This window comes from Streptomyces sp. NPDC104226, assembly GCF_055584085.1.
Map to the genome: position 1 here is coordinate 204,109 of NZ_JBVJMS010000003.1, position 15,730 is coordinate 219,838.

Consider the following 15,730-nt stretch of genomic DNA (forward strand, 5'->3'; position numbering starts at 1 on the left):
CCCTGGCCGCACGATCTGATGGCCACCGAACGTCAGCTCCTGCAGTCTGTCGTCACGGTGGCCCGCTACATCTACGGGGCCGCCGCGTCCTCGGTGTTCATGGTGAGCCCCGACACCGGTGAGCTGATCTTCGCGGCGGTGGCCGGCGAGGGCGAACAGGGCCTGGTCGGGAGGCGGTTCGAGCCCGGCACCGGCATCGCCGGCTGGGTGGCGGCCAGCGGGCAGCCGCTGATCACGGACGACGTCGGCGCGACCGACCGGTTCGCCCGCGACGCCGCGGCCTCCACCGGGTACGTTCCCGCGAGCATCATGGCTGCCCCGCTCATCGCGGACGGGGAGTGCATCGGCGTGATCGAGGTACTGGACCGCCACGTCCACGACGCGGACGCCCCGGGCCGGGAACTCGACGACATCGAGCTGCTGGGGCTGCTCGCCCAGCAGGCCGCCCTGAGCCTCGCGCTGCTGCGCCGCAGCGAGCAGGCCGCGGACGCGGCGCCGCGCCTGGGAGAGCTGCTGGCCCGGCTGTCCCGGCACGCGGTCGTGGACGCGTCCGACCCCTTGGCCGTCTCGCTGCTGACCCTCTCGCTGGATCTGTTGGACCGGAGTTCGCACCCCGGTTCGAAGGTGGTCTGACGGCCGACGGAGACGGAGCGCAGACGTGCCGGGGACGCCGCCGAGACGCCTTCGGAACGGGCCCCTCCTAACCTCTGGCCCATGGTCCACCGTGCCGAGGCCCAGCCTCCCCCGTTTCCCGACCTGCTCCGCTCCCGGCGCGTGCAGGCCGGGCTCACCCAGCGGACGCTGGCCGACCTGTCGACGATCAGTCCGCGGACGATCCGGGCCCTGGAGTCGGGCCGGGTGAACGCGCGGACGCAGACCGTGCGGCTGCTCGCCGACGCCCTGGGGCTGGAGGGCCTGGCACGGGAGCTCTTCGTCGGCGCGGGCCGGGGCAGCGGGGGTCCGGCTCCGGCCGGGGCCGATCCCTGCCTGGCGGTGCCCAGGTCCGTCAACGCCCTCATCGGGCGGGACGTCGAGGTCCGGGCGATGGTGGGCGCCCTGGAGTCGGACCACCGCCGGATGATCTCCCTCTCGGGGCTGGCGGGCGTGGGGAAGTCGCGGGTGGCCGCGGAGACGGCGGCCCGGCTGAGCTCCCGGCGCGGCTGGCCCGTGTTGTGGATCGGCTCCGGGACGGCGGCCCCCGACGGTCTCGGCACGGCCTTCGGGCCCTTGCTGCGGTCCTTGCGCCTGCTCGTCGAATCGGGTGCGCAGGACGTGTCCGCCGTCTGCCGGCTCATCGGCCGGCACGAGGTGCTGGTCGTGCTCGACGGGGTCGCCGACACCCGGGATCCGGTCGGCGTGGAGGAGCTGCTGGCGTACTGTCCGGGCATCCGGGTGATCAGTACGTCCCGCGCACCGTGGAACGTGGCCGGCATCCAGGGGACGGTGCTCGCCCCGCTGCCCGTCCCGGGGCCGGACTGGGAGGCGGCCGGCTCCCTGGACGCCCTGGCCGCCGTGCCGTCGGTGGGGCTGTTCGTGGAGCGGCTCTCGGAGGTCCGGCCGGGATTCCTGCTCGGCCGGGCGGACGCGGGGGCCGCGGTCCGGCTGTGCCGGGCCCTGGACGGCCTGCCGGCCGCGCTGGAAGCGGCCGCCGCGGGGTGCGGGGTACTGAGCCTGCACCGGCTCGCGGACCTGCCCGCCGACCAGCTGCTCGAACTCCCGGCCGCCACCCGGACCGCCGGTGCCCCCGCGACGATCGGCTGTCCGATCCGGACCGGCGTCGAGCGACTGGCCCCCGCACCCCGCACCCTCCTCGGCGAACTGGCCGGTTTCGAGGAGGCGTTGACCGTCTGCGAGGCCGCCGCGGTCCTGGACCGGCCGCTGACCCGGGTGGTGGACGGACTGGGCGCGCTGACGGGAGGCGGGTTCGTCCGGGCCGCGCACGAGGAGGCGGAGACCCGCCTGCACCTGCCGAACCTGGTGCGGGCGGCACTGGCCTGAGGCGGATTCAGCCCAGGTGCTCCGCGAGGAACCGCTCGACCGCGGCGTAGTAGACCTGCCGGTTGGCGGGCCGGGCCAGTCCGTGCCCCTCGTCCGGGAACAGCAGGTACTCGTGCGGGAGTTCCTTGGCCGCGAGTGCCGCGACGATCTGCTCGGCCTCCGCCTGCGGCACGCGGACGTCGTTGGCCCCCTGGACGACCAGGACGGGGATGCGGATCGCGTCGACCCGCGACAGCGGAGAGCGTTCCCACAGCATCGCGCGGTCCGTCTCCGGGTCCCCCACCTGGGCGTGCATGAACGCGCGCAGCGCGGTGCGGTAGGGAGCCCCGGCCGCCAGCAGCGTCAGCAGGTTCGACGGACCGCAGAGGTCGATCGCGCACGCGAACATCTCCGGGGTGAACGCCGCGCCGACCAGCGCCGCGTAACCCCCGTACGAACAGCCCATGATCGCGATGCGTGCGGGGTCGATCCCGCCGCCCTCGACGAGGTGGGCGACCGCGTCGAGCAGGTCGGTCTGCATCGCGGCGCCCCATTGCTTCGCGCCCAGGTTGCGGAACCGCTTGCCGTAGCCCGTCGAACCGCGGAAGTTGACCTGGATGCAGGCGTAGCCGCGATTGGCCAGGAGCTGCGCCTCTTCGTCGAACGCGAAGGTGTGCCGGGCCCAGGGCCCGCCGTGTACGTTCACCACCGCGGGCAGGCCCGCGCGTTCGGCGCCGGGCGGCCAGGTGACGTAGCCGTGGACGGTGACCCCGTCGCGCGCGGCGAAGGCGAAGGGTTCCATCCTGGCCAGCGTGTACGCCTCAAGCTCCCGCTGGTGGCTGAAGAGGTAGCGGAGCGTACCGGCCGGCCGGTCGTAGACGTAGTAGAGGACGGGACCGGCTCCGGTCACCACGGAGACCGTCCACAGCCGGTCGGCGCGGTCGGTGCGGTCCACGTAGACCTCCCCGTCGACCGACAGGAGCGCGAGCTCGCCGCGGATCCGCCCGAGGTCCTTGCCGAACTCCTCGTCGAGGAAGACCCGTTCGTCGCGGTCCTTCGCGAACAGCACGGCTTGGGGCCGGCGGGTCTCGGGGTCGAACTCGACCTGCTTGACGTCGTACACCGGGTCCTCCGCGAGCAGCCTGCGCCGCCCGGTCGCGAGGTCGACGGCGAACAGGCGGCCGGCGTTGGCCCCGATGGAGGACAGGAGGTGGCAGGTGGCGCCGTCGCGCGAGAAGCCGACGACGCGCGTCCCGACGGCGTCCTCGTACGGCACGTCGAGCCAGGGCGGGGCGCCGTCCGGGCCGCCCGGAGCTTGCGGGCCCTCCGGCGGGTCGAGGAACACGGACAGGCCGCCGTCGGGCTTCATCACCGTGCCGCCGCGCACCCGCAGGTCGGTGTCGATGATCCAGCTCACGTACCCCGGGTTCTCCGCGACCTTGGTGAGCCGGTCCGTCTCCAGATCGAGGGCGTAGACGTCGTGCAGCCCCGGCCGGTCCTTGTTCAGCCCGATCAGCAGGGTCGTCGGATGCCACCGGTTGTGCGCCAGCACCCGTGCCTGGACGCCGTCGAAGGGCGTGGCGCAGCGCTCCCGGCCCGTGACCAGGTCGACGAGGTGGATCCGCCAGCTCTCGTCGCCGTCCCGGTCGCGCAGGTAGAAGAGGGTCCGGTCGTCGTGGCACAGGCCGTACGTGCGGATGCCGCGGCCCCGGTCGTGCGTGACGGGCCGCGCGTCCTCGGGCCGGTCCACGGGCGCCGTCCATACGTTCAGCACGCCGTCGTCCGGGGCCAGGTAGACGAGGCGGGTCCCGTCCGGCGAGATCTCGGGCACGAGGTACGACGGGTTGCCGAACAGGACGGAGTGCGGGATCAGCGGTACGGCTTCGGTGGTCACGGTTCCCTTCCCGGGGTGGGTTGGCGGGGGCCGCGCTCCGAGAACCACCAGTCGCGGAGCCCGGGGAACTGCGCGACCGCCTCGTCCGTGTCGAGGGGAGGGGGCGCGGAGCGGCCGGCGGAGGGCCTCGGGAGGGCCGCCCCGGAAGGGACCAGTGTCTGGGCGCGGAACAGCCTGGTCATCAACACCGGGCTGCCGAGAACTGCTTGGGACACCCGGGCCCGCATCCGCTGCCCGGCTGCGGAGCCGGGGCCCTCGGGGGAGGCGGATGCGGGGCCCTGGGCTGATGCGGGGCCCCGGGCTGATGCGGAACCCTCCGCGAAGGCCCGTACCCGGTCCTGTTCGGTGGCCATCCTCCAGGATTCGGCGGCCGCTTCCGCCACCGCCGCCTGGACCGCGGGCAGCACCGAGGGCCGGGCGCCGCGCTCCGCCAGCTCCCGGTCCAGCCGCACGGCGCCGAGCAGCGCGACGGACATCCCGTGCGAGTACACCGGGTTCACCGCCGTCAGCGCGTCGCCGATGACCAGGAACCCCTCGGGCGGGGGCAGCCGCTCGAAGTACCTCCGGCGGTTCGCGGTGGCGCGGAACGGCCTTACGCCGCCCAGGGGTTCGGCCGCCGCCAGCAGCTCGGCCACGATCGGCGAGCGCAGCGAGCGGGCGCCGTCCGCGAATCCCGCCTCGTCCACCGGCGGTCTGGCGGCGCGGGTGCCGGTCAGGGTGAAGATCCACCGGCCGTCCTCGATGGGGAACAGCGTGGCTCCGTACCCCGGACGGCCGCTCGAAGGCCGCGGGTGCACCATGATCGCCGGGAGGTCGGCGGCGAGTCCGGGGGGCGCCCGGTAGATCCTGGTGGAGTACGCGAGTCCCGGGTCGACCACCTCCTCCTCCACACCGGGTCCGCCGAGGGCGGTCAGCCATCGCCCGGCCCGCGAGCGCCGGCCCGTCGCGTCCACCACGAGGTCGGCGCGAAGGGTCTCGACGGAGCCGCCCCCGCCGGAGCCGCCCTGGCCGGATCCGTCCTCGCACGTGACCCGGACACCGGTCACGCGCGACGCGTCCCCGACGAGCCCCAGGACCCGGGTGCGCTCCCGTACGGTGACCGCCCTGCCGGCCAGGGCCCGCTGCCGGATGACGTGGTCCATCAGCCAGCGGCTGCACGAGACCATGAAGGCCCCGGTCTCGTGGCGGCGGAACCAGCCGTCCGCGCTCAGGATCAGCGCGCCGTCCGGCAGGCCCCGGCGGTGCGCTCCCCGGGCGAGGAGCTCGTCCAGCGTTCCGGGGAGCAGGGCGTCCAGGGCCTGGGCGCCGGCGGTCACCAGCACGTGGCTGTGGAAGGCCTGCGGCAGACCCGGGCGGACGCCCGGGCCGGCCGGGTACCGGCCGCCCTCGACGACGGTGACCTCGTCGACGTGCCGGGAGAGCACCTGGGCCACCAGCACGCCCGCGAAGCCCCCGCCGAGGACGACGGCCCTGGTCATGACCGCGCGGCCGGCTCGCTCCGTGCGGCCTGCGTTCCGGGTTCCGTCTCCTCGATGAGGTCGGCTTCGATCATGGAGCTGATGAAGGCGTCCACTTCGGCACGGATGCGGGCCGTCATCACGGGGTTGTGCCCGGCGAAGAGCAGGGACAGGTTCCTGATGACGGTCTCCCGGTCCCCGTCGCTCTCCACGAGCGCCCAGATCTGGGCGGCCGTCGCGTTCAGGGTGCGGAAGTCGCCGGATTCGCTGTGGTAGAGCGAGATGCCGTCCCCGCTCTCCTGCCAGATCACCGCGTCACTGATGTGCAGGGACATCGCCCAGCCTCCTGTTCACCGGCATGATCGGAATCAGTTCGCCCACCTTGATCCCGGGCACGGGCGCCGGCGGGCGGACGTAGGTCTTCCACTGCTCGTGGGCCTCGTGCACCTCTCCGGTGGCGACCAGCCGCGGGACCGTCATCTCCTCGCCACCCAGGGCGAGTTCGGCGCGGGTCACACCGGTCTCCTGCCACAGCTGGGTGGTGACGCCGTGCCGCAGGATCCGGCACAGGTGGCGGCTGTTGCGCCGCAGGTCCCCGGATTCCGACATGTGCGCGGCCCGGCAGCCGCCGCCGCAGTTCGCCTTGATGTAGCACTTCTCGCAGTCGGCGTGGAACTCCCCGCCGTACACGGTGCTCTTGCGCATCGAGGTCAGGATCGGGCCGGCGAAGATCTCCGACAGCCGCTGCTTCCTGATGTTTCCGGCGAACTCCCCCTTGCCCGTGATGAGTTTGCACGGGTAGACGTCACCGAGGGAGTTCACGTAGATCTCGTTGCCGCCCATCCCGCAGTTGCCCTTGACCGAGCACGCGGTGACGGGCCTCGGGCCGTCCGGCTTGAGTTTGCCGGCGACCGGGGAGGTCCAGACGAGCTCCTGCACCTTCAGGTGGTCCTGCCAGCCGAAGTCGTAGTCGTCGCCCACGCCCCGGCCGAGGTCGTTGTGGTTCATCAGGCGGACGCTGTGGATCTCGATCCCGTCGAGGAACGAGGCGAAGTCCTCCAGCTCGTGGACGTTGTCCGAGGTGACGATGTGGTTGATGGCCGGCGCCACCCCGGCCTCGTTGAGGAGCTGGATCGCCCGGTGGGTCTTGGCGAACGCGCCTTTGCCGCGGGTGCGGTCGTGGGTCTCGGCCGTCCCTCCGTCGAGGCTCACGGTGACCGCGTCGAAGAGCTCGGCGAACCGCTCGGCCTTCGCCTCGGTGCGGATCATCGTCGCGTTGGTGATGATGTTGACCTTCAGGCCGCTGCTCTTCGCGTGCTCGACGATCTGGAACAGGTCCTTGCGGAGCATCGGCTCGCCGCCGGTGAAGATGATGGTCCCGGCGCCGAAGTCGGCGATCTGCGAGACCAGGTCCAGGGATTCGGCGGTGTCGAGCTCACCCGGAAGGCACTTCTCGGAGGAGGCGTAGCAGTAGGGACAGCGGAGGTTGCAGCCGTCCGTGATGGCGTAGTACGCGACGCCCAGGGGCGGTTCGCCCAGCCTGACCTTGGGCTTGTTGCCGTTGAAGTACACGATCCAGTTCAAGATGAGCTTGGCGAGGACGCGTTCCGTCGCGTCGTCCTGCTCCAGCTCCGGCTGCTCCCCCCGGGCCCGGGCCGCCGCCAGGGTTTCGAGGACGTGAAACTCCCGTCCGGAGAGGACGCACCGGGCGGCCACCTCCGGGTTGACCACGAGGTGGTCCTCACCGTGCACGAAGTACGTCAGGTCGTTGGGTACCTCGAACAACGACAGGTTCCGAACCAGGTTTCCGCGCATCCCGCCTCCTCTCTGGGCTGACACAGGCGCGGCCCGACGCGAGTGGCCGCCGGACCCCGCCTGTGGAACGGTCAGTTCTCGGCCTGGCCCGATCCCGACCAGAGGCCGCAGGCACAGAGCATCGCGGCGTCGAAGCCCTCCTTCGTGGCCTCCGGGGAGGTCCAGTCCTGGGAGTGCGCCACCACGTCGGGCAGGATCGCCGCGAGGCGGGTCTTCGTCGAGATGAGGACCTTGGTCTCCTCGGGGGTCAGGCTGGCGTAGAACTCTTCGAGGGCGGGTGCCATCGTGCCTCCGATGACGCCGGCCGCACGCAGGGACTCCAGGGCGTTGAAGGTCATGCTTCCACCTTTCGCTGTCGCGTTCGATCGGGGACGCAACCGAGACTGGTCGCGGCGGACCCCTGAAACAACCCCACGAATGTGGGTTGTGCGGGAGCGACGAAGGGGACATACGCAACGCGGGCGAGCGTCTTCCGACAGCGCGTCGGGACGGCTGGAACGCGCCGCACGCGGGTGTTGACGACCTCCGGACCGTGCCTCACGCTCATACCACAGCCGCTGTGAAGCCCATGTGAAGCGAACGTGGAAATCGGGATCAATGGAGCGCCCACCCGGCGGCCGGCGGCCCGTCGGACGACCCGAGAGGTGCGATGAACCCCACCGGCTTAGGCATCGTGCACATATCGCTGTTGCCAGGCTTCGTCTGCCGCACCGACCAGCGGGTCACCGATCTCAGCGACATCCAGCAACGGCTCGTCGCCGCCCTGGTGCTCGGCGACCGCCCGCTCCGGCGCGGTGAACTCGCCGCCCGACTGTGGCCCGACGCCCCGCAGGACCGGGCGGGTGCCCGGTTGCGCCAGACCTTGTGGCGGCTGAATCAAGCCACGGACGGGGGCCTGTTGAGGGTCTCGCACACCACCGTCGCCCTCGCCGATCACGTCGAGGTGGACTACCGGGCGGCGGCGCGGCTGATCGCGGCGGAGACCGGTGCGGCCGGGGCGGCGATGACGACGGCCGGCGAGGACCGGCTGCCGCAGGCGTGGAGCGTACTGCGCCACCCGCTGCTGAACGACTGGGACGACGACTGGCTCGTACCGTTCCAGGAGAAGTGGAAGGTCCAGCGCATCGGGACCCTGGAGCGCCTCGCCGAGCGGTTCCTCCAGCGCCGCCAGCACGCCGCGGTGCTCGAACTGGCCGACGCCGCGACCCAGGCCGACCCGCTGCGGGAGGCGCCCCGGCGCATCGCCGTCCAGTCGTGCCTGTTCGTCGGCGAGGTGGCCGACGCACACCGCCGCTACCGCGGCTATCAGGAGCTGCTCTCCGCGGAACTGGGCGTGGCGCCGAGCGGCGCCATCCCACAACTGCTCAGACAGGACCGCGAGCGACAGCTCGCCCTGGCGGCGGAGTTCTGAGCGGGTGCCGTCGTACCGCCGCCGGTACGAGGCCCCCCTCCCACCCCCTTCTCAGTGCAGGTCGGCCCGTTCGGCGGTGTCGTCGATGAAGCCGCCCGACTGGTGCTGCCACAGCTTGGCGTAGGCGCCTTCCGCGTCGAGGAGTTGGTGGTGCGTGCCCTGCTCGACGATCCGCCCGCGGTCGAGGACGACGAGCTGGTCCATGGTGGCGACCGTGCTCAGCCGGTGCGCGACCACGAGCGCCGTCCGCCCGGCCATCAGCCGCCACAGCGCGTCCTGGACCAGGATCTCGCTCTCGGAGTCCAGGGCGCTGGTCGCCTCGTCGAGGAGCAGGATCGGCGCGTCGCGCAGGATCGCCCGGGCGAGGGCGACCCGCTGGCGCTGCCCGCCGGACAGCTTCACCCCGCGCTCGCCCACCATCGTGTCGAAGCCGTCCGCCAGCCCGTCGGCGAACTCCGTGACGTGTGCGGCCTCGGCCGCGCGCCGGATCTCCGCCTCGGTGGCGTCCGGGCGGGCGAAGGCGATGTTGTCGCGCAGCGTGCGGTGGAACATCGCCGGGTCCTGGGGGACGTAGGCGATCAGGCTGCGCAGGTCGGCCTGGCTCAGCCGGCTGATGTCCTGCCCGCCGATCAGGATCCGGCCCGCGTCGATGTCCGTCATCCGCAGCAGCAGCCGGGTGAGCGTGGTCTTGCCCCCGCCGGACCGGCCGACGAGACCGAGCTTGGACCCCGCGGGCACGGCCAGCTCCAGGCCCTCGAAGAGCGGCTTCCCGCCCTCGTGGCCGAAGCTCACCCGGTCGAACCGGACATCGGCGGTCGGCGGACGCCGCAGCGGTTCGGGCTCCACCGGGTCGAGCACGGTCGGCGGTGTCAGCAGCAGTTCGGTGAACTGCGCGGCCTCCGTCATCGAGCTCTCCAGGCGGCGGTAGATCTGGTTGAACTCGAACACGATCCGGGTCGCGCTGGCATAGTAGGTGAAGGCGACGATGACCGCTTCCACCCCGTGTGCTCCGCCGCCGAGCACGATGGCGAGCATCAGTCCGAGCACGTTGGTCGCCACGGACAGGGGTGCGACCAGGGTGTCGATCCGCAGGTTGCCGTAGTCCCACGAGCGCAGGGTGAGCTTCCTCGACTCCGCCACGCGGGTGCGGTGTTCGGCGGCCTCGCGCGATTCGGCGGCGAACGCCCGGACGGTGTCCATGTTCATCAGGCTGTCCGCCACGTGGCCGGACACTCGGGCGATCGCCTCCTCCCGCCGGGCGACGAGCACTTGGCGGCGGCGGATCAGGGGCGCCACGCACACCCCGGTGATCGTGATCATCACCAGCAGCCCGACGACGAGCAGCGGGTCGTACTGCCACAGCACCACCGAGGCGAACAGCAGGGGCACGAAGCTGCCCATGACCGAGAACGTCAGCGTGTCGACGAACTCCTCGAAGCGGGAGGCGAAGCTCAGGACCCGCTTCGTGAGGGATCCGGCGAAGTTGTCGTGGAAGAACGCCGCGTCCTTGGCGAACAGTTCGTCCATTCCGGCGACGTAGAGCTGCTCGATCCCGCGGGCGTCGAGACGGTTCAGGCAGTGCAGCCCGATGCGCCAGAACGCCTCCGACAGCAGCAGGACCCCGGCGAAGCCGAGGACGTAGGGCATCGCCCAGCCGAGGGATCCCCCGCTGGCCCCCGCACCCTCTCCCCCGCCCGCGATCCGGCCGACGAGCTTCGCGACGACCAGCGGTGCGATGTAGTGGATGCCGATGTTGCCCAGCGCCGGGAGCAGCATCGCGGGCACCGTCAGCCGGCGCAGGCGGACCAGCTCCCGCCCGTAGTAGCGAAGTGCGAGGAGTACGGGACTCCTGCGCGGTGGGTGTGTGTTCGGTGGACTTCCGTGCGATTCGGGCGATCCCATCCCAACCCTGCCTTCTCGGACCGTCTGGTCGGAAAGCGGAGTGTCCCGCACGGGCGCCCACGGGGTCCAAGGCTTTTCTCCCGATAGCCGAAAACCGGCCGCCCCCTCAACGAAGGGCGGCGCCGCCGGGTCGACCGGCGGCGCCGCACGTGTTGCTCGGGTCGGGTGAGGTCAGAAGAGGTTGGTGACGCTGGTCGCCCAACCGCTCGCGCCGACCAGCTGGGGCTGCTTGAGCCCGGTGGGACCACCCGGATAGAAGAGCAGGCAGCCGGTGGGGCAGGTGGTGCTGGCCGCCTTGCCCGCGCTGTCGACGTAGTTCACCACGCGCTTGGCGTCGGCCGGAGTGGTGGCCCACAGGTCGCCCTGCTCGTCACCCGCCTTGGGCTGGAACTGCTTGTACGCGACGGTCTGGCCCTCGTCGGTGAACGTCTTGCCGAGAACTGCGCCCTGGGCGTTGCCGTGGGTGACGATCAGCGGCCGGTCGGCGGGCTTCCAGCCCCCGGTGGCGTAGGCGACGCGGGGCGCGAGGCTGAACTTGCCGTCCGCGGCGATCTTTCCGGCGTAGAGGTACAGGTTCCCGTCGGTCTTGTTGCGGGCGAGGATGTCCTTGACGCCGTCGCCGTTCTGGTCCCCGATTCCGAGGATCTCGTAGTTCTTCCAGGTGGTACCGCCGGTGTAGACGGGGGTCTGGAAGTCGAAGGGCTGGGTCTGGTCCGCGCCTCCATCGGAAAGGGTCCGGCCGGAATAGATGCGCAGGCGGGCGCTGGAGCAGGCGTCGTCCACGCATTCGACGACGGCCAGGTCGTTGCCCTTCTTGTATCCGTTGCCGGTGCGCTGGTCCAGGTCACCGGGGGCGACGATCTGTTGGAGCCGTCCCCAGCCCAGGGAACCGAGGCCCGCAGGCGGTCGCAGCTCGCGGCGGTTGGCGTGCGTGAGGTCGCCGAACCCGTTGTTCGGATAGAGGTAGAGCTTGTTGTCGCTCAAGCGGGCTATGACGTCCTCGAACCCGTCGGGTGCGGCCGAGCTCCTGAGCCCGCCGAAGTCACCGCCGTGCGCGATCAGCGCGCCCTTCCAGCCGGAGGCCGAGACGACGCGCATCTGCACGCGGCCGGCTCCGTTGCCGGAGTAGAGACGCAGACCGCCGTCAGGCTGGACGCCGAGCAGGTCGACGAAGCCGTCGCCGTTGAGGTCGCCGAGGAGGTCCGCGAACGTCCGGTTCGCCGGAGTCTGCCCGGCCGGGTAGACGAAGGAAGCCGAGTACGTATCCAGCCACGTGACGTCGACTGCACCGTCGGAGGGTGAGCTGTTGCCGGCCTTGTCGTAGGCGCGGACGTACAGCGTGTTCCTGGGCCGGGTCGTGAGGCTGACTTCGACAGTGGCTTCCGCGACGCCCTGCGCGAGGGGAATCCAGTTGCTTCCGGCACAAGGAGTGTTGGATACGGAGAAGGGGCCGTCCATGGTCCAGCAGAATCCGGCGAGGTCGGTGTCCGGATGCTTGAACTTGAGGCGCACCTTGGTGCGCACCGGCTGAGCCGTGTAGGGGGTGCCGTCCTCCTTGGTGACGGTGACGGGCTCCTCGGGCGCTTCGGCGTCGACGCTGAAGGCACACGCGGCCGTGAAGGCGCTGTAGGCGCCCTCCTCGTCCTTCGCGCGGACCTTCCACTTGTAGTCGCCGGTGGGGAGGTTCGCGCCGAGGACCATTGACGTCGCCGTGCCGCCGCTGGACACGCTGTTGACGTAGGTGACCGGTACGGACGCGCCCGCGGCGGTGGTCACGACGAACTGGGGGGTGACGCGGCCACCGTCACCGTCGCGCAGGACCGCGGTCAGCGCCAGATCGCTTTTGCGCATCAGACCGTTGCAAGGGACGGGTTTGCTTCCCTCGGCCGAAGGCTCCCAGTTCCCTTCGTAGGCTGCGGCGCTCAGGACCTCGGGCTTGGTCTGGTCCGCTGCGGCCGCGCCGGGTGCGTACAGCAGGTCTGCTGCCGTGAGCGGGAGGACGAGCGTGACAAGGGTTGTGAGCGCGTGGGGCACTCGTGCACCGGCTCTTCGGCGAATCATGGGATTTCTGCGTCTTCCTGAGAACGTCAAGAACGTGGATCACCGCAGAGTAGGTCACGGAATTCGCATTGGCATAGCTAAATCTGATCCGATGTCATCACCAACACGGCAAACCCGAACCCAAATGATCCGTTTCGGTCGGTCTGACCCTAGGAGCTTGGGTTCGGGCTCACGCGTTCTCTTCGTTCCCACGGTGCGTTTGCTGCACCAAACGATCAGCGGCCGCCGGCGCCGGCATGCAATAGCAGGACGTTGCCCAGGAAGCGGGGGCCCGTGGCGTCCGAGGGGCGGTTGACCACGCCCGTCCCGGCGGTGACCATCACGCTCGATCCGCCGCCGTCGAGGTTCAGCGCCTCCCGGGCGCCCAGGGACTTCATCAGTGTCGCGGCGCCGGCCACGCCCAGGCCCGCACTCCACCCGGCCCGGCGTCCGTCCACGACGACCAGCAGCAGCCTTCCCTGGCCGTCGACGCCCAGCATGGTGCGGGGGTTGCCGCGGACCACCCAGTTGTAGGTGAAGGTCTGGTCGGCGCCCTGGCGGATGATGCCGTCGGCGAGGGCGTTCACCGCGATCCGGCCGTCCCGGATCAGGGTCGGGCCGACCTGGACGATCGTGGTGTCCGCGGTGAGCGGGACGGCGTGTCCCGCTCCGTCCAGAACGCGCTGGACGATGCGCAGCCGGGCGCCGGGGCGCGCGTGCGCGAGCAGCCAGTCGGCGCTCTCGCCGATCGCCTGGAGGGTGGATCCACCCGCGGGCGGCTTGGCCCCGCGCGTGCGGTGCACCGCCGTCACCCGGTCGTTGCGGTCCAGGACCACCTCGGCGCCCGCTCCGGTCGGCGGGGTGCTCCACTCGGGGGTGAAGCGGACGATCTCGCTGTCGTCCGTGCACTTGAGGTCGTGCTGCGGGTGCTGGGTGGGCAGGTCGCCGCCGACGCCCCCGCAGTTCCAGATCTCGCCGGGTATCCGGTTGATGCCGTCGACCTCCCTGGTGGAGCCGCCCGCGCCGACCGTGATCCGCGTGGTGTACGTGTCGACGTCCAGCTGACGCCCGCCGTCCGAGAACCTGACCCCGCTGCGGCCCTGGGTGGCGGCGCTGAGCAGGCGGCCGTCCTTCACGTACAGGCCGAGCGAGGCCTTGTCCGCGAACCACTGGGCGTTGACGCCCGCCAGCGCCCCGGCGGCGGTCGCCAGGTCGGGCAGCTTCTCGTGGACGTCGATGGTCGGCCCGAAGTCGCTGGCCAGGCGGCCGGTGAACTGCTTGAAGTCCACCCGCAGGACGAACACCCGCTGGAGGGCGTCGGCGTCCGTGCCGTCCTGCGCCGTGTACCGGGTGTCCCCGGCGAACCCGGCCGCCCGGACCTGGGCGAGGGCGGCCGTCGCCGCGCTCTGGTCGGCGTACCGCCCGATCCTCACGGTCCAGCCCAGCGTGCCGGCCGGGCGGTCGGCGAAGGCGGGGATGAGGACCTTTTCCACCCGGGGTTCGAAGCCCTTGGCCCGCAGGGCCCCGGCCACCTGATCGGCCCGCTCCCGGGCACCGAGGGCCGCGGTGGCCCGGTCGTACGGGCCGTCGGCGGTCAGGGGCTGGTTCACGTGGACGGTCCAGGCGTCGTCGGCGCCGGCCCGGCCGAGGACGAAGGAGGTACGGGTGACCCCGGGGGCGAGCACGACGGACTGCGCCGAGGCCACGGGCGGGATGGTGAGGGGCGAGAAGCCGGCGGCCTCCGGCGCGCGCGGTGACGCGGCCGGCGGTTCCGGGGCTCCGGTTGCCGGTGCCGCACCGACCGCGGTGACCGCGCAGAGGACGAGGACGGCGGCGGACGACGCTGCGACCCGCGGTGTCAGACGCATACGAATCTCCCTGGAGGTGAGATGGTGCGTCTTCTCAGTGCAGGGTCGGCACGTGGCGCGCGGCGCAACACCGCTTGCTGCACACGTGAATTCCGCGGAACCGCGGGGAAGGCGGGCATCGCAGGGCCGCCACGCGAAAACGACCGAGGGGCCGTTTCAGATTGCTCTGAAACGGCCCCTCGGCCTACGACTCTTTCGAGTCGGGACGACAGGATTTGAACCTGCGACCCCTTGACCCCCAGTCAAGTGCGCTACCAAGCTGCGCCACGTCCCGATGTGCTTCTGATCTGGGGTTTCCCCCGTCTCGGCGGCACATGCAGAACATTACCCCACACCGAGGGGTGTCCATGCACCGGTTATCGGCAGGAGGGGGATGAAGGGAGGATGAAGGGGTGAACGCACGGGATCGGGACGATGAGGGGCGGGCGCGGAACGCCCGGCCCCGGGACGGGCTGGGACGACCGCTGCCCTACGGGGCCCGGGGCGTGGAGCGGCAGCCCGAGGGAGTGGTGCGGTCGCCCGGGGAGACGGTGGCGCAGGCGCAGCGGCTGCTGGACGCCGGGATGCCGTTCCACGCGCACGAGGTGTTCGAGGACGCCTGGAAGTCGGGGCCCGGGGCCGAGGCGCCGCTGTGGCGGGCGCTGGCGCAGCTGGCGGTCGGGCTGACGCACGCCGCGCGCGGGAACGCGGTGGGCGGGGCCCGGCTGCTGCGCCGCGGAGCCGAGGCCCTGGCCGGGCGGGACGCGGCCGGGGCCGCCCCCGGGGCCGCAGACCCGGCCCCGACGGCTCCCGGGACCCCGTACGGAACCCCGTACGGAACCCCGTACGGGATGGACCTCGCCGGGCTGGTCGGATGGGCCCGGGAGCTGGCGGGACGGGTGGAGGCCGGGACGGTCGTCGACGCGGCCGCCGAGGCACCACGGCTCACGGGCGGGCCCGGCCCCGCCGCCTGAGCGCGGGGCCCCGCCCGGGCTACGCCGGCTGGAGGAGGTCCCAGCGGTTGCCGTAGAGGTCCTGGAAGACGGCGACCGAGCCGTACGCCTCGTGGCGCGGCTCCTCCAGGAAGCGGACGCCCTCGGCGGTCATCCGGGCGTGGTCGGCGGCGAAGTCGTCGGTGTAGAGGAAGAAGCCGACCCGGCCGCCCGTCTGGTCTCCCACCCGGGAGCGCTGGGCGTCGTCCTTGGCGCGGGCCAGCAGGAGGGCGGACTCTTTGGCGCCCGGCGGGCGCACCACGACCCAGCGGGAGCCGTCGGGGCGCGGGGTGTCCTCGGCGAGGTCGAAGCCGAGCGCGCGGGTGTAGAAGTCGATGGCCTCGTCGTAGTCGTGGACGACGAGGGCGGTGAGGGCGATGTGGGAGGGCATGCCC

General features: G+C 71.8%; 13 protein-coding genes and 1 tRNA gene. 4 read left to right on the forward strand and 10 right to left on the reverse strand.

Going from position 1 to position 15,730, the window contains the following annotated elements:
• The first annotated feature begins 18 nt into the window (after window positions 1-18).
• Both ACZ60J_RS10845 and ACZ60J_RS10850 read left to right on the forward strand, forming a co-directional pair.
• A complete protein-coding gene (locus ACZ60J_RS10845; RefSeq protein ID WP_469680629.1) occupies window positions 19-633 on the forward strand; it encodes a GAF domain-containing protein in 615 nt (204 codons plus the stop codon).
• A gap of 81 nt (window positions 634-714) precedes the next feature.
• Window positions 715-1,998, forward strand: a complete 1,284-nt coding sequence (locus ACZ60J_RS10850; RefSeq protein ID WP_469680630.1) for a helix-turn-helix domain-containing protein — start codon at window positions 715-717, stop codon at window positions 1,996-1,998.
• A 7-nt stretch (window positions 1,999-2,005) separates the two neighbouring features.
• On the opposite strand, the gene ACZ60J_RS10855 is transcribed toward ACZ60J_RS10850, so the two are convergent.
• The 5 genes from ACZ60J_RS10855 to ACZ60J_RS10875 all read right to left on the reverse strand — a co-directional run bounded on the left by ACZ60J_RS10855 (window position 2,006) and on the right by ACZ60J_RS10875 (window position 7,481).
• Entirely contained in the window at window positions 2,006-3,871 is a 1,866-nt protein-coding gene (locus tag ACZ60J_RS10855) for a S9 family peptidase (RefSeq protein ID WP_469680631.1), read from the reverse strand.
• Complete coding sequence (locus tag ACZ60J_RS10860; protein ID WP_469680632.1) at window positions 3,868-5,349, reverse strand: NAD(P)/FAD-dependent oxidoreductase; 1,482 nt, start codon at window positions 5,347-5,349, stop codon at window positions 3,868-3,870. Before ACZ60J_RS10860 ends, ACZ60J_RS10855 begins: the two co-directional genes overlap by 4 nt.
• Window positions 5,346-5,663: a PqqD family protein gene (locus ACZ60J_RS10865; protein WP_469680633.1), complete on the reverse strand. Its 318-nt coding sequence runs from the start codon at window positions 5,661-5,663 to the stop codon at window positions 5,346-5,348. Before ACZ60J_RS10865 ends, ACZ60J_RS10860 begins: the two co-directional genes overlap by 4 nt.
• Window positions 5,644-7,143, reverse strand: a complete 1,500-nt coding sequence (gene stsB / locus ACZ60J_RS10870) for a StsB family radical SAM/SPASM domain sactipeptide maturase (protein ID WP_469680635.1) — start codon at window positions 7,141-7,143, stop codon at window positions 5,644-5,646. The genes ACZ60J_RS10865 and stsB overlap by 20 nt, the downstream gene beginning before the upstream one ends.
• Window positions 7,144-7,214: 71 nt before the next feature.
• Complete coding sequence (locus ACZ60J_RS10875; protein ID WP_250741964.1) at window positions 7,215-7,481, reverse strand: StsA-related sactipeptide RiPP; 267 nt, start codon at window positions 7,479-7,481, stop codon at window positions 7,215-7,217.
• 311 nt (window positions 7,482-7,792) lie between these two features.
• On the opposite strand from ACZ60J_RS10875, the gene ACZ60J_RS10880 reads away from it, so the two are divergent.
• A complete protein-coding gene (locus ACZ60J_RS10880; protein ID WP_469680637.1) occupies window positions 7,793-8,554 on the forward strand; it encodes an AfsR/SARP family transcriptional regulator in 762 nt (253 codons plus the stop codon).
• 51 nt (window positions 8,555-8,605) lie between these two features.
• On the opposite strand, the gene ACZ60J_RS10885 is transcribed toward ACZ60J_RS10880, so the two are convergent.
• The 4 genes from ACZ60J_RS10885 to ACZ60J_RS10900 all read right to left on the reverse strand — a co-directional run bounded on the left by ACZ60J_RS10885 (window position 8,606) and on the right by ACZ60J_RS10900 (window position 14,638).
• A complete protein-coding gene (locus ACZ60J_RS10885) occupies window positions 8,606-10,456 on the reverse strand; it encodes an ABC transporter ATP-binding protein (protein ID WP_469680639.1) in 1,851 nt (616 codons plus the stop codon).
• Window positions 10,457-10,627: 171 nt separating this feature from the next.
• Complete coding sequence (locus ACZ60J_RS10890; protein ID WP_469680641.1) at window positions 10,628-12,307, reverse strand: hypothetical protein; 1,680 nt, start codon at window positions 12,305-12,307, stop codon at window positions 10,628-10,630.
• Between the two features lie 425 nt (window positions 12,308-12,732).
• Window positions 12,733-14,364 (reverse strand): phosphodiester glycosidase family protein, encoded by a 1,632-nt coding sequence (locus ACZ60J_RS10895; RefSeq protein WP_469680643.1) that lies wholly within the window; start codon window positions 14,362-14,364, stop codon window positions 12,733-12,735.
• Window positions 14,365-14,564: 200 nt separating this feature from the next.
• Window positions 14,565-14,638 (reverse strand) — tRNA-Pro (locus tag ACZ60J_RS10900).
• A gap of 118 nt (window positions 14,639-14,756) precedes the next feature.
• Here ACZ60J_RS10900 and ACZ60J_RS10905 point away from each other — a divergent pair.
• Window positions 14,757-15,317 (forward strand): DUF309 domain-containing protein, encoded by a 561-nt coding sequence (locus ACZ60J_RS10905; protein WP_469680645.1) that lies wholly within the window; start codon window positions 14,757-14,759, stop codon window positions 15,315-15,317.
• Window positions 15,318-15,336: 19 nt separating this feature from the next.
• Here ACZ60J_RS10905 and ACZ60J_RS10910 read toward each other — a convergent pair whose 3' ends face one another.
• A complete protein-coding gene (locus tag ACZ60J_RS10910) occupies window positions 15,337-15,726 on the reverse strand; it encodes a VOC family protein (RefSeq protein ID WP_469680646.1) in 390 nt (129 codons plus the stop codon).
• Window positions 15,727-15,730: the final 4 nt, after the last annotated feature.

Excerpts from the sequence above, each read along its gene's own strand:
- ACZ60J_RS10845 (WP_469680629.1), top strand. The coding sequence starts at position 19 with ATGGCCACCGAACGTCAGCTCCTGCAGTCTGTCGTCACGGTGGCCCGC.
- ACZ60J_RS10850 (WP_469680630.1), top strand. The coding sequence starts at position 715 with ATGGTCCACCGTGCCGAGGCCCAGCCTCCCCCGTTTCCCGACCTGCTC.
- ACZ60J_RS10860 (WP_469680632.1), bottom strand. The coding sequence starts at position 5,349 with ATGACCAGGGCCGTCGTCCTCGGCGGGGGCTTCGCGGGCGTGCTGGTG.
- ACZ60J_RS10865 (WP_469680633.1), bottom strand. The coding sequence starts at position 5,663 with ATGTCCCTGCACATCAGTGACGCGGTGATCTGGCAGGAGAGCGGGGAC.
- stsB (WP_469680635.1), bottom strand. The coding sequence starts at position 7,143 with ATGCGCGGAAACCTGGTTCGGAACCTGTCGTTGTTCGAGGTACCCAAC.
- ACZ60J_RS10875 (WP_250741964.1), bottom strand. The coding sequence starts at position 7,481 with ATGACCTTCAACGCCCTGGAGTCCCTGCGTGCGGCCGGCGTCATCGGA.
- ACZ60J_RS10880 (WP_469680637.1), top strand. The coding sequence starts at position 7,793 with ATGAACCCCACCGGCTTAGGCATCGTGCACATATCGCTGTTGCCAGGC.
- ACZ60J_RS10885 (WP_469680639.1), bottom strand. The coding sequence starts at position 10,456 with ATGGGATCGCCCGAATCGCACGGAAGTCCACCGAACACACACCCACCG.
- ACZ60J_RS10890 (WP_469680641.1), bottom strand. The coding sequence starts at position 12,307 with ATGCGCAAAAGCGATCTGGCGCTGACCGCGGTCCTGCGCGACGGTGAC.
- ACZ60J_RS10895 (WP_469680643.1), bottom strand. The coding sequence starts at position 14,364 with ATGCGTCTGACACCGCGGGTCGCAGCGTCGTCCGCCGCCGTCCTCGTC.
- ACZ60J_RS10910 (WP_469680646.1), bottom strand. The coding sequence starts at position 15,726 with ATGCCCTCCCACATCGCCCTCACCGCCCTCGTCGTCCACGACTACGAC.